Source organism: Microbacterium marinum (assembly GCF_014204835.1).
In the GTDB taxonomy this organism is placed as follows: Bacteria; Actinomycetota; Actinomycetes; order Actinomycetales; family Microbacteriaceae; genus Microbacterium; species Microbacterium marinum.
Genome location: NZ_JACHMD010000001.1, coordinates 2724842 through 2737946, shown reverse-complemented (window position 1 = coordinate 2737946; position 13105 = coordinate 2724842). Strand labels below are relative to the sequence as shown.

At 69.0% G+C, this 13105-nt stretch carries 12 protein-coding genes and 1 tRNA gene; all 13 read left to right on the top strand.

Annotation, left to right across the window (positions count from 1 at the left end):
* Window positions 1-20: 20 nt before the first annotated feature.
* A complete protein-coding gene (gene gabT / locus BKA24_RS13510; protein WP_184219253.1) occupies window positions 21-1379 on the top strand; it encodes a 4-aminobutyrate--2-oxoglutarate transaminase in 1359 nt (452 codons plus the stop codon).
* Between the two features lie 38 nt (window positions 1380-1417).
* A complete protein-coding gene (locus BKA24_RS13505; RefSeq protein ID WP_184219250.1) occupies window positions 1418-2776 on the top strand; it encodes a flavin monoamine oxidase family protein in 1359 nt (452 codons plus the stop codon).
* Window positions 2773-3660, top strand: coding sequence for a universal stress protein (locus tag BKA24_RS13500; protein ID WP_184219247.1), 888 nt, complete (start codon window positions 2773-2775; stop codon window positions 3658-3660). Before BKA24_RS13505 ends, BKA24_RS13500 begins: the two co-directional genes overlap by 4 nt.
* Window positions 3657-5222, top strand: coding sequence for an APC family permease (locus tag BKA24_RS13495; protein ID WP_184219244.1), 1566 nt, complete (start codon window positions 3657-3659; stop codon window positions 5220-5222). Before BKA24_RS13500 ends, BKA24_RS13495 begins: the two co-directional genes overlap by 4 nt.
* The gene (locus BKA24_RS13490) at window positions 5219-6679 is read left to right on the top strand and encodes an NAD-dependent succinate-semialdehyde dehydrogenase (RefSeq protein WP_184219240.1); all 1461 of its coding nucleotides are present in this window, start codon (window positions 5219-5221) and stop codon (window positions 6677-6679) included. Before BKA24_RS13495 ends, BKA24_RS13490 begins: the two co-directional genes overlap by 4 nt.
* 20 nt (window positions 6680-6699) lie before the next feature.
* Window positions 6700-8064, top strand: coding sequence for an aldehyde dehydrogenase family protein (locus BKA24_RS13485; protein ID WP_184219237.1), 1365 nt, complete (start codon window positions 6700-6702; stop codon window positions 8062-8064).
* A 129-nt stretch (window positions 8065-8193) separates the two neighbouring features.
* Window positions 8194-8266 (top strand) — tRNA-Trp (locus BKA24_RS13480).
* A 44-nt stretch (window positions 8267-8310) separates the two neighbouring features.
* Entirely contained in the window at window positions 8311-8574 is a 264-nt protein-coding gene (gene secE / locus BKA24_RS13475) for a preprotein translocase subunit SecE (RefSeq protein WP_184219234.1), read from the top strand.
* A 90-nt stretch (window positions 8575-8664) separates the two neighbouring features.
* Complete coding sequence (gene nusG / locus BKA24_RS13470) at window positions 8665-9672, top strand: transcription termination/antitermination protein NusG (protein ID WP_184219231.1); 1008 nt, start codon at window positions 8665-8667, stop codon at window positions 9670-9672.
* A gap of 199 nt (window positions 9673-9871) precedes the next feature.
* The gene (rplK, locus tag BKA24_RS13465; protein WP_184219227.1) at window positions 9872-10303 is read left to right on the top strand and encodes a 50S ribosomal protein L11; all 432 of its coding nucleotides are present in this window, start codon (window positions 9872-9874) and stop codon (window positions 10301-10303) included.
* A gap of 13 nt (window positions 10304-10316) precedes the next feature.
* Complete coding sequence (gene rplA, locus BKA24_RS13460) at window positions 10317-11006, top strand: 50S ribosomal protein L1 (protein ID WP_184219224.1); 690 nt, start codon at window positions 10317-10319, stop codon at window positions 11004-11006.
* A 94-nt stretch (window positions 11007-11100) separates the two neighbouring features.
* Window positions 11101-12141 (top strand): NAD(P)H-dependent flavin oxidoreductase, encoded by a 1041-nt coding sequence (locus BKA24_RS13455; RefSeq protein WP_184219222.1) that lies wholly within the window; start codon window positions 11101-11103, stop codon window positions 12139-12141.
* Between the two features lie 118 nt (window positions 12142-12259).
* Complete coding sequence (locus BKA24_RS13450; protein ID WP_184219219.1) at window positions 12260-13057, top strand: amino acid ABC transporter substrate-binding protein; 798 nt, start codon at window positions 12260-12262, stop codon at window positions 13055-13057.
* The last annotated feature ends 48 nt before the right edge of the window (window positions 13058-13105 follow it).

The following is a 13105-nucleotide window of genomic DNA, read 5'->3' as shown; positions in this document are numbered from 1 at the left end:
GGCCGCCCTACGCTCGCGACATGAGCACCACGATCGCGCCCTCGTCCACGCCCCTCGGCGGTCCCTCCCTCCCGCAGGAGCGCAGACTGGCGACCGCGATCCCAGGGCCGCGCTCGCAGGAGCTGCTGGATCGGAAGGCGTCGGCGGTCGCCGCCGGTGTCGGACACACCGTGCCCATCGCCGCCATCGCGGCCGGCGGCGGCGTGGTCGTCGACGCCGACGGCAACTCGCTGATCGACCTCGGTTCGGGTATCGCCGTCACCACCGTCGGGGTGTCCCACCCCCGGGTCGTCGAGGCGATCGCGGCGCAGGCCGCGCAACTCACCCACACGTGCTTCATGATCTCGCCCTACGAGTCGTACGTCGCCGTGGCCGAGGCTCTCAACCGCGTCACCCCCGGCGACCACGCCAAGAAGAGCGCGCTGTTCAACTCCGGCGCCGAGGCGGTCGAGAACGCGATCAAGATCGCCCGCAAGCACACCGGCAAGCAGGCAGTCGTGGCTTTCGACCACGCGTACCACGGCCGCACCAATCTCACGATGGCGCTCACCGCGAAGTCGATGCCGTACAAGAGCGGCTTCGGCCCGTTCGCCTCGGAGGTGTACCGCGTCGCCGCCTCGTACCCGTACCGCGACGGGCTGAGCGGAGCGGATGCCGCCGCGAAGGCGATCTCGTCGATCGAGAAGCAGATCGGCGCCGACAACCTGGCCGCGGTCATCATCGAGCCGATCCAGGGCGAGGGCGGTTTCATCGTCCCCGCAGAGGGCTTCCTCCCGGCGGTCGCCGCGTGGTGCCGCGAGAACGGCGTGGTCTTCATCGCCGATGAGGTGCAGTCCGGCTTCGCCCGCACCGGGGCGATGTTCGCGAGCGAACTGTTCGGCATCGTGCCCGATCTCGTCACCACCGCCAAGGGCATCGCGGGCGGCATGCCGCTGGCCGCCGTGACCGGCCGTGCGGAGATCATGGACGCCGCGCACACCGGAGGACTCGGGGGGACGTACGGCGGCAACCCGGTCGCCTGCGCCGCGGCGCTGGCCGCGATCGACGCGTTCGAGAACGACGGCCTGATCGAGCGAGCACGCCAGATCGAGTCGATCCTCAAGGGCAGGCTCACCAGCCTCGCATCGGTCGACGCGCGGATCGGTGACGTGCGCGGGCACGGCGCGATGATCGCCGCGGAGTTCGTCGACCCCGCCACCGGAGCGCCCGACGCAGCACTCGCCGCGGCCGTCGCGAAGGCCTGCATCGCGGAGGGCGTGATCGTCCTCACCTGCGGAACCTACGGCAACGTCATCCGCTTCCTGCCGCCGCTGTCGATCGGCGACGACCTGTTGAACGAGGGCATCGACGTGGTCCTCGCCGCCCTGGCATCCGCCTGACCCCCCTGACGTCGCCCGACCGATCGAGAAGAGGACCCATGACCGAGATCACCAGAGATGTCGTCATCATCGGAGCGGGGGCCGCGGGGCTCACCGCCGCGAACCGCCTCCGGACGGCGGGCCTGTCCGTGGCGGTGCTCGAGGCGCGGGACCGCGTCGGCGGCCGCCTGTGGACCGACGTCATCGACGGCGCCATGCTCGAGTTGGGCGGCCAGTGGGTCTCGCCCGACCAGGATGCGCTCAAGGAGACGATCGCGGAACTGGGGCTCGAGACGTTCGACCGCTACCGCGAGGGCGACAGCGTGTACGTCGGACCAGACGGGACGGCGTCGCGATTCACCGGCGAGATGTTCCCAGTGAGCGCCGAGACCGAGCGCGTCATCGACGAGATCACCCGGCGCCTCGACGAGATGGTCGCCGAGATCGATCCCGACCGTCCCTACGCGCACCCGAAAGCTGCGGAGTGGGACACGATCTCGTGGGACGCGTGGCTGCGTCAGCAGACCGACGACGACGAAGCGGTGCGAAACCTCGCCTTCGCGACCGGGTCGGCGATGCTGACCAAACCCACGCACGCGTTCTCGCTCCTGCAGTCCCTCCTGATGGCGGCAAGCGCCGGGAGCTACTCGCACCTGGTCGACGCGGACTTCATCCTCGACAAACGGGTCGTGGGGGGTCTCCAGCAGGTGCCGCTGCTGCTGGCCGAACGCCTGGGGGACGACGTCTTCCTGAACCAGCCCGTCCGCACGATCGAATGGTCGGATGCCGGGGTGACCGCGATCGCCGACGGCATGACCGTCCGGGCGCGGCACGCGATCCTCGCGGTGGCGCCGGTGCTCTACAACCGGATCTCCTTCGTTCCGCCGCTTCCCCGTCTCCAGCACCAGATGCACCAGCACCTGTCGATGGGCTTCGTGATCAAGGTTCACGCCGTGTACGACCGGCCGTTCTGGCGCGAGGCGGGCCTGTCCGGGACCGCATTCAGTCCCTACGAGCTCTCGCACGAGGCGTACGACAACACCAACCACGGTGACGAGCGCGGCACCCTCGTGGGCTTCGTCTCGGACCGCAACGCCGATGACCTCTTCCGCCTGAGCGCCGCCGAGCGCAGGGAGCGGATCCTCGAGTCGCTCTCGCACTACTACGGGCCCGAGGCGAAGAACCCCGTCGTCTACTACGAGAGCGACTGGGGGAGCGAGGAATGGACCCGCGGCGCGTACGCGGCGAGCTTCGACCTCGGCGGTCTCCACCGCTACGGCGCGGACCTGCGCACCCCGGTCGGACCGATCCGCTTCGCCTGTTCCGACCTGGCGGGCGCCGGGTATCAGCACGTCGACGGCGCGATCCGCATGGGTCGACTCGCGGCCGCCGACATCATCGAAGGGGGCCGGTCATGAGCGGTCGGATCGTGGTCGGCTACACGGCGACCAAAGCGGGCAAGGATGCCATCGCGGTGGCGAGCGGTCTCGCCGCGGCATCCGGCGCCGAACTGGACATCGTGCTCGTGCTGCCGGGGGAGGGGCGCAGCGTCATCACGCCGCCGGACGCTTCGTACGACCGGTATCTCCTCGGCCAGGCGGAGCAGTGGCTTGCCGAGGCTGCCACCTCGGTGGGGGAGGGAGTCGTGCACCGTGAGCACGCGCGGTACGCGGAGTCCTTCGCCGAGGGACTGATCGAGGCGGCGGGCGAGTTCGGTGCCACGCACATCGTCGTGGGCGCCGCCGACGGCGGGTCGCGCGGTCGTCATCGGCTGGGCTCGACCACGGGGCAGCTCCTCCACTCGTCCGACGTGCCCGTCGTGCTCGTGCCCCGCGGTTCGCGGAAGCGGGTGACGGATGCCGGTGTGCCCCGACTCACGGTGGCCGTCGGCACGCGCGCCGGGGCCGACGTCCTCCTCGACGAGGCGGTGGCGCTGGCCACCGACACGGGAGCGTCGCTGCGGCTCGTCTCACTCGTCACCGTCGACCTGCCGGCATCCGTGGACACGGGCGTCATCCGGTTGGCGGGAGCCGCGCACGCCGAGGAGGTGCTCGCGTCGGTGCTCGATCGGGTGCCGCCGGGCGTTCCCGCCGAGATCCTCGCGGCGCGCGGTGACGACATCCAGGACGCCGTCTCGCACCTCGACTGGCTTCCCGGCGAGATCATCCTCGTCGGATCGAGCAGGCTCGCCCAGCCGCGGCGACTGTTCCTGGGTTCCACCGCGGCGAAGCTGCTCGACCAGATCCCGGTGCCGATGATCGTCGTGCCCCGGACCCGCACACCCGAAGGAGCCGGACGATGACCCGGAACGCACCCGAGAAGGTCCCCGTCGGCGGCGACAGCGGCCTCTCGCAGAAAGGGCTGAACGCCGGGACCGTCGGCCTCATCGGTGCCGTCGTCATCGGCATCTCGTGCATCGCGCCCGCATACACGTTCACTGCGGCGATCGGCCCGACCGCATCGACGGTCGGCGCACAGATCCCGGCGGTGATCCTCATCGGCTTCATCCCGATGCTCCTGGTCGCCTTCGGCTACCGCGAGCTGAACAACCGCATGCCCGACGCCGGCACCTCCTTCACCTGGGCGACGCGGGCGTTCGGTCCGTGGATCGGCTGGATGGCCGGCTGGGGCCTCGTGGTCGCCACGATCCTCGTGCTCTCCAATCTCGCCGGGGTGGCGGTCGAGTTCCTCTTCCTGCTCATCTCGCAGATCACCGGCAACGCGGGCGTTGCCGACCTCGCCTTCGAGGTCTGGATCAACATCGCCGTCTGCCTGCTGTTCATGCTGGGAGCCACCTACATCTCGTACCGCGACATGCAGACGACGCAGAAGCTGCAGTACGTGTTGGTCACCTTCCAGGTCGCCGTCCTCGTCCTGTTCTCGGTCGTCGCCATCTCGCAGGCCGTCGGCGGGAACGGCTTCGACTTCCAGCCGTTCGACCTCGAATGGTTCAACCCGTTCGCCATCTCGTCGTTCAGCGCGCTTGCGGCCGGCCTGTCCCTGTCGATCTTCATCTTCTGGGGCTGGGACGTCACCCTGACCATGAACGAGGAGACGAAGGATCCCGAGAAGACGCCGGGGCGCGCGGCGACGGTCACCGTCATCACCATCGTCTCGCTCTACCTGCTCCTGGCCGTCGCGATGATCATGTTCGCGGGAGTGGGAACGGGCGAACTGGGGCTCGGGAACGAGGACATCCAGGCGAACGTCTTCTTCTTCCTCTCCGACCCCGTGCTCGGGCCCCTCGCGTTCCTCGTCTCGCTGGCGGTGCTCACGAGCTCCGCCTCGTCGCTGCAATCGACCTTCGTCGGTCCCGCGCGGACGCTCCTGGCCATGGGCCACTACGGTGCCCTGCCGCCGGCGTTCGCCAAGGTCAGCCCGCGCTTCTTCACCCCCGGCTACGCGACGATCGTCTCGGCGATCGTGGCGTCCGGCTTCTACGTCGTCATGCGTCTGGTGAGTGAGAACACGCTGTGGGACACGATCCTCACCCTCGGCATGATGATCTGCTTCTACTACGGGATCACCGCGTTCGCGTGCGTCTGGTACTTCCGCAAGCAGTGGTTCGATTCGGTCCGCAACGTCTTCTTCACGTTCCTGTTCCCGCTGATCGGCGGTGTCATCCTCGCGATCCTGTTCGTCACGACCCTCATCGACTCGATGGACCCGGCCTACGGGTCGGGAGCGAACGTCTTCGGAGTGGGCATCGTGTTCATCCTCGGCATCCTGATCATCCTCATCGGGATCGGCGTGATGGTGTGGCAGTCGTTCGTGCGCCCCGCCTTCTTCCGGGGTGAGACGCTGGGTATGGACGCCCCTGTCAGCGCGCGCAAGCTGCGCGCAGAAAGCGAGAACCGCCGATGACCTCAGCCGAGACCGACCTTCTGGCCCGAGTCCCCGCACAGCTGTTCATCGGTGGCGAATGGGTGGATGCCGCGAGGGGTGCGACCTTCGCCGTCCACGACCCGTCGACGGGCGAGGTCGTCCGCGAGATCGCGGACGCCTCGCCCGAGGACGGCATCCGCGCCCTGGACGCCGCCGTCGCCGCCCAGGACGCCTGGGCGGCGACAGCTCCGCGCGAGCGGGGCGAGATTCTCCGCCGCGCATTCGAGCTGGTGCAGGAGCACAAGGAAGACCTGGCGCTGCTGATGACCCTCGAGATGGGGAAGCCCCTCGCGGAGTCCCGCGGGGAGGTCGCCTACGGCGGCGAGTTCCTCCGCTGGTTCAGCGAGGAGGCGGTGCGGATCTCGGGTCGGTACGGCACGAACCCCGAAGGGACCGGCCGGATCGTCGTCTCGCAACGGCCGGTGGGCCCGTCGTTCTTCATCACCCCGTGGAACTTCCCTCTCGCGATGGCCACCCGCAAGATCGCGCCGGCGCTCGCCGCCGGGTGCACCGTGGTCGTCAAGCCTGCCGAGCTCACTCCGCTGACGACGCTGTTCTTCGTTCGACTGCTCGCCGAGGCGGGCGTGCCGGCGGGCGTGGTGAACGTCGTGACGACGACCTCCTCCGGCGAGGTTTCGGCGCCGATCATCGCCGACCCGCGCCTGCGCAAGCTCTCGTTCACGGGCTCGACGCCGGTCGGGCAGAAGCTCATCGCGCAGGCGGCCGAGGGAGTACTCCGCGTCTCGATGGAACTCGGCGGGAACGCCCCGTTCGTCGTCTTCGAGGACGCCGACCTCGACAAGGCGGTCGAGGGCGCGATGCTCGCGAAGTTCCGCAACATCGGCCAGGCGTGCACCGCCGCGAATCGGTTCATCGTGCACGAGTCGGTCGCGGCCGAGTTCGCCCGCCGGGTGACCGAGCGGGTCGAGGCGATGCGCGTGGGCCGCGGGACCGAGGACGGCGTGCAGATCGGTCCGCTCATCGACGATCGTGCGGTGGCGAAGGCGACCGAGCTCGTGGCGGATGCCGTCGAGCGCGGCGCCCGCGTCCTCGTGGGTGGAAACGCGGTCGAGGGTCGCGGCTCGTTCTACGAGCCGACCGTCGTCGAAGGTGTCGTCCCCGGCAGTGCCATCCTCCGGGAGGAGATCTTCGGCCCCGTGCTCGCGATCAGCACCTTCTCCGACGAGGACGAGGCCGTTCGCCTCGCGAACGACACCGAGTACGGGCTCGTCTCGTACGTCTTCACCGAGAGCCTCTCCCGCGGGCACCGGATGATCGATCGGCTCGAGACCGGGATGATGGGCCTGAACGTCGGCGTCGTCTCGAACGCGGCTGCGCCGTTCGGCGGCGTCAAGCAGTCCGGGGTCGGCCGGGAGGGCGGCCTGGAAGGCATCCACGAATATCTCAGCGTGAAGTACACCCTGATCCCCGCGTGACGGGGGAGGAACGGAGCATCATGAGCGACTACGCCGTCATCGACCCCTCGACCGGGGAGACCATCGCCACCTATCCGACCGCGACCGACGCCGACGTCGAACGCGCGCTCGCCGGCGCGGACGCCGCTGCCCGCGGATGGGGGCGCGAGTCGACACCCGCCGACCGGGCCGACCTCCTGCGCCGGGCCGCGCAGCTGCACCGGGAGCGCCGCGACGACCTCGCCGCGATCATCGTGCGCGAGATGGGCAAGCAGATCGACGGTGCTCTCGGTGAAGTGGACTTCGCCGCGGACATCACCGAGTACTACGCCGACCACATCGACGAGATCACCGCAGACGTGCCCGTCGCCATCGAGGGGGAGGGCACCGCCGTCATCCGCAAGGCGCCCCTGGGAGCCCTGCTGGGCATCATGCCGTGGAATTTCCCGTACTACCAGGTCGCCCGCTTCGCGGCGCCGAACCTGGCGGTGGGCAACACCATCCTCCTCAAGCACGCACCGCAGTGCCCGGAGTCGGCGGCGGCGATCGAGGCGATCTACCGCGACGCCGGATTCCCCGTCGGCGCGTACACGAACGTCTACCTGACCAACGAGCAGGCGGCCGAGGTCATTGCCGACCCGCGGATCCACGGTGCGTCGGTCACGGGTTCGGAGCGCGCGGGGGCAGCTGTCGCCGAGGTCGCCGGCCGCAATCTGAAGAAGGTGGCGCTCGAGCTCGGCGGATCCGATCCCTTCATCGTGCTGTCCGCGGACGACCTCGACGCCGTCGCGCAGGCGGCGGTCGACGCCCGACTCGACAACACCGGCCAGTCCTGCAACGGCGCCAAGCGCTTCATCGTCGTGGAGGGCCTCTACGACCGCTTCGTGGAACTGTTCGCCGCGAAGATGTCGGACGCGTCGGTGGGCGACCCGTGGAGCACCGACACCGTCCTCGGCCCGCTGTCGTCGCTGGCGGCGGCGGAGCGGCTCGAAGGCCAGATCCGGGGTGCCGTCGCGCAGGGCGCGACCATCGTGACCGGAGGGACCCGTGACGGCGCCTTCTTCACGCCGACGGTCCTCACCGACGTCACCGCCGAGATGGACCTCTATCGCGAGGAGCTGTTCGGACCCGCAGGCGTCGTCTACCGTGTGGCGGACGAGGACGAAGCGGTGCGCGTCGCCAACGACACGCCGTTCGGCCTCGGCTCCTACGTCTTCACGACGGATGCCGCGCAGGCGGAGCGCGTGGCGGATCGCATCGAGGCGGGCATGGTCTACGTCAACCTGGTCCTCGCCGACGAGCCCGGCCTGCCGTTCGGCGGCATCAAGCGCAGCGGCACCGGGCGCGAGCTCGGCCTGCTGGCGGCCGAGGAGTTCGTGAACAAGAAGCTCGTCCGCGTCGGCTGAGCGCGTCCACGGCCGGGGGCGGTTCGCGCCGCCCCTGGCCATGACGTACACTGAATGACGCAGTTGTCTGCATTCTTTCGCCGTGCCCACGGGCACGCGGAGATGCGGATCCCCGGGTCGCAAGACCTTAGGGCGGTAGCTCAATTGGCAGAGCAGCGGTCTCCAAAACCGCAGGTTGCAGGTTCGATTCCTGTCCGCCCTGCGCGTCAGCGTCAGCTGACTCGTACCGAGCAACAGGTGGGTTGAATGGTCCAGGATGAGCCGAACGGCGAGGTCGTCGCAGCAGGCGGCGCCGCCCGTGAGAGGAAGCTCAACTTCTTCCAGCGGATCGCCCTCTTCATCCGTCAGGTGTTCGCGGAGCTTCGCAAGGTCGTCACCCCGACCCGGCAGGAGCTGCTGAAGTTCACCGCCGTTGTCCTGGCCTTCGTGGTCGTCGTGATGGCGTTCGTCTACGGCCTCGATCTCCTGTTCACCTGGATCGTCGACGTCGTCTTCGGCGTCCCGGCGTGACGGGCTGAGGCCCATCCGCCCGGATGACAGACGGCATCCGTATCGGGTCCCCATCATCTCGGTGCCGAATCCCTGAGGGAAGTGAATCAAGTGTCTGAAAGATATGTCGACGACGCCGACTGGTCGACCGCCGCTGAGCAGTCCAGCGAGGACGACGAAGCCCAGGAGGGCAACGTCCTGGCCGACCAGGAGCGTTCCGCCGAGTCCGCGGAGCACGCAGCCCTGCACATCGAGGACGACGAGCCGGTCGACGAAGAGCCCAGCGGGGACGACGCCGTCGTGATCGAGGACCCCGAGGCCGACGCCGTCGTCAACGACGCGCTCGAGATCGACCAGGCCGACGAGGCCGAGGCCGCCGCCGAGGTGCTGACCGAGTCGCTCGCTGACGAAGAGGCTGAGCGCGCCGCCGAGGCCGCTGACGAGGTCGCGCCCTACGACGGCCCCGAGCTCGGCGACGAGTCGGACGACGTCGAGTCGGACGACCCGTACGAGGCGTTCCGTCAGGAGCTCCGCTCGCTCGAGGGCAAGTGGTTTGTCATCCACTCCTACGCCGGCTTCGAGCGCAAGGTGAAGGCCAACATCGAGCAGCGCAAGTCCACGCTCGAGGTCGAAGAGGACATCTACCAGGTCGAGGTCCCCATGGAGGACGTCGTCGAGATCAAGAACGGCCAGCGCAAAATGGTCACGCGCGTCCGGATCCCCGGGTACGTGCTCGTTCGCATGGAGCTCAACGAGGACACCTGGTCCGTCGTCCGCCACACCCCGGGTGTCACCGGCTTCGTGGGCAACGCCCACAACCCGACGCCGCTGCGTTTCGAAGAGGCCTTCAACATGCTGAAGTCGCTCGTCGAGGTCAAGGAGACCGCGCCCGCCAAGGCCGGCGCCGCGAAGGGCTCCGCGACCCAGGCACGCGCCGTCGTCACCGAGGTCGACTTCGAGATCGGCGAGACCATCACGATCAAGGAGGGCTCGTTCGCCGGGCTCCCCGGATCGATCTCCGAGATCAAGCCGGAGAGCGGCAAGCTCACCGTCCTCGTCTCGCTCTTCGAGCGCGAGACGCCGGTCGAGCTCAGCTTCGACCAGGTGACCAAGCAGTAGAAGGCACAGCGCAGTAAGACGTTTCGCACGAAGGCCCCGCTCCGGCGGGGCCTTCGTCGTTCGGCGGAGGATGCCGCGATGCGGTAGACTTCTGTGGTTTGTGTGCCGCTTCTGCGCGCACCGAAACGGACACCGCGACCCGGACCCGCCGGGACCGCGGGAGAACGGGGCATCCACCCCGCTCGTGAAAGGAAGAGGAATGGCACCGAAGAAGAAGGTGACCGGCCTGATCAAGCTTCAGATCAACGCCGGTGCAGCCAACCCGGCGCCGCCGATCGGCCCCGCGCTCGGTCAGCATGGCGTCAACATCATGGAGTTCTGCAAGGCGTACAACGCCGCGACCGAGTCGCAGCGCGGCAACGTCATCCCCGTGGAGATCACCGTCTACGAGGACCGCAGCTTCACGTTCATCCTGAAGACCCCGCCCGCCGCCGAGCTGATCAAGAAGGCCGCCGGCGTCGCCAAGGGCTCGCCGACCCCGCACACCACGAAGGTCGCGAAGCTCACCAAGGAGCAGGTCCGTCAGATCGCTGAGACGAAGATGCCCGACCTGAACGCGAACGACATCGAGGCTGCCTCGCTGATCATCGCCGGCACCGCCCGCTCCATGGGCATCACGGTCGAGGGCTGAGGGGAAGAACATCATGGCTAAGTCCAAGGTTTACGAAGCAGCCGCGGCGAAGATCGACCGCGACACGTTCTACAGCTCCACCGAGGCCGTCGCCCTCGCGAAGGAGACCGGCTCGAAGAAGTTCGACTCGACCGTCGAGGTCGCGCTGAAGCTCGCCGTCGACCCGCGCAAGGCGGACCAGATGGTCCGTGGCACGGTCATCCTGCCCCACGGCACCGGCAAGACCGCGCGCGTCATCGTGTTCGCGACCGGTCCCGCCGCTGAGGCCGCTCTCGCGGCCGGTGCGGACGAGGTCGGCGGCGCCGAGCTCATCGAGAAGGTCGCCGGTGGTTACACCGCGTTCGACTCGGCCGTCTCCACCCCCGAGCTCATGGGCCAGGTCGGTCGCCTCGGTAAGGTCCTCGGACCCCGCGGCCTCATGCCGAACCCCAAGACGGGCACCGTGACCCCCAACCCGGCCAAGGCCGTTGAGGAGATCAAGGGCGGCAAGATCGAGTTCCGCGTCGACAAGCACGCCAACGTGCACTTCGTCGTCGGCAAGGCCTCGTTCTCGGCTGAGCAGCTCGACGAGAACTTCAACGCCGCTCTCGAAGAGATCGTGCGTCTGAAGCCCTCGAGCGCGAAGGGCCGTTACATCCAGAAGGGCGCCATCTCGACCACCTTCGGTCCGGGCATCCCGCTGGACGTCAACGCTCTCGTCTGAGACACCACGTCAGCGAACGGGGTTCCACCTTCGGGTGGGGCCCCGTTCGTCGTTTCCGGTCCTCGCGCGACCCGGCCGCCGGTAGCGTCGGATCATGGCCACCGACCTGACCGACGTCCTCGGCATCGACGTCCCCCTCCTCCTCGGACCGTTCGGCGGACTGTCGTCCGTCGAGCTCACGGCCGCCGTCAGCGAGGGCGGCGGGCTCGGGTCGTTCGGTCTCTACGGTTTTGACGCCGCGCGCATCGGCGCAACCGTGGCAGATCTCCGTCGCGCCACCATGCGGCCCTTCGCGCTCAACCTGTGGCTGCCCACGGGCGACGAGGTGACTCCGGGCGATATCGATTTGGCTCCCGCGACAGCTGCGCTCGCACCGCTGTTCGACGCCGCAGGCGTCGATGCTCCGACGGCTCCGCACCGTTTCCTCCCGCCGCTCGAGGAACAGCTCGACGCGGTCTGGGAGGCCGCGCCCGCCGTACTCAGCGTGGTGTTCGGCGTGCCCGACGACGAGCTGATGGATGCCGCGCACCGACGCGGCATCCGTGTCATCGGCACCGCGACCACCGTCGCAGAGGCCGTCGCCCTGGACGCCGCCGGCGTCGACGCGATCGTGGCCAGCGGTGCAGAGGCCGCGGGGCACCGGGTCAGCTTCCTCGCGGCGCCGGAGGAGTCCCTCGTCGGGACCTTCGCGCTCGTCCCGCAGGTCGTCGATGCGGTGCACGTCCCGGTCATCGCCGCCGGCGGCATCGCCGACCGCCGCGGGGTGGCCGCCGCGTTCGCGCTCGGCGCCGCGGGAGCGCAGGTGGGGACCGCGTTCCTCCGCACCCGCCAATCCGCCGCGTCCGACGGGCACCGTGCGGCGATCGCCGGTGCGCGTGACACCGACACCGTCCTGACCCGTGCCATGAGCGGACGGCTGGCCCGCGGCATCCCGAATCGTGCCGTTCGCGAGATCGAGGCCGGGGGAGTGATCGCACCCTTCCCCGCACAGAACTGGCTCACCGGGGTCTTCCGCGCGGCGGCGGGCGGCGATCCCGCCCTCTCGTCGCTGTGGGCGGGGCAGGCTGCGGCCCTCGCCACCGGTGCCGACGCGCTCGAGGTGCTCGCGGAACTGCGCGCCGGACTGCCTCGCTGAGGCCACGAGCAACAGGACGTCACACGAGGGAAGAATGACGGGCGCTGCGTGTTGTACTGAGGGGTCGCGCGGCCCACAGGAGCCCGCGACAGTACCACGCCCCTCATCAAGGAGATCCATGTCCCGTCGCCTCGTCGCCCTCGGCGCCCTCACGCTCACTGCCGCCCTCGCCCTCTCCGCCTGCGCACCCGGCGGAAGCGAGCCCGAAGGCTCCGCGGCAGACGACCTCGGCCTCGTGTCCTCGGGCACCCTCACCGTCGGCACCGAAGGAACCTACCGTCCCTTCACGTATCACGATGAGACGGGAGCCCTCGTCGGCTTCGACGTCGAGATCATCGAGGCCGTCGCCGAGAAGCTCGACCTCGAGGTGGAGTTCGCCGAGACGCAGTGGGACGGCATCTTCGCCGGTCTCGACGCCGGCCGCTTCGACGTCATCGCCAACCAGGTCTCGATCAACCCCGAGCGCGAGGAGAAGTACCTCTTCAGCGAGCCGTACACCGTCTCGCCCAGCGTCGTGGTGGTCAAGGAGGACGACGACTCGATCTCGAGCTTCGACGACCTCGACGGCAAGAAGACCGCTCAGTCGCTGACGAGCAACTTCTACGAGCTCGCCGAGGAGGCCGGCGCCGACGTGACCCCGATCGAAGGGTGGGCGCAGGCTGTCGAGCTGCTCCGCCAGGACCGCGTCGACGCGACCGTCAACGACAAGCTCACCTTCCTCGACTACGAGAAGACCGACGGCCCGACCGGTCTGAAGATCGCCGCAGAGACGGACCCCGCCCGCAGCGCCGTCGCCGCGACGAAGGACAAGACCGCTCTCATCGAGGCGATCGACGGCGCATTGGCTGAACTGCGCGAAGATGGAACCCTCGCCGAGATCAGCGAGAAGTACTTCGGAGCCGACGTCACCGAGTGACCATCGTCTCCACGGGCTCGGCGCGGCGTCTGATGGCGCCCGCCGAGT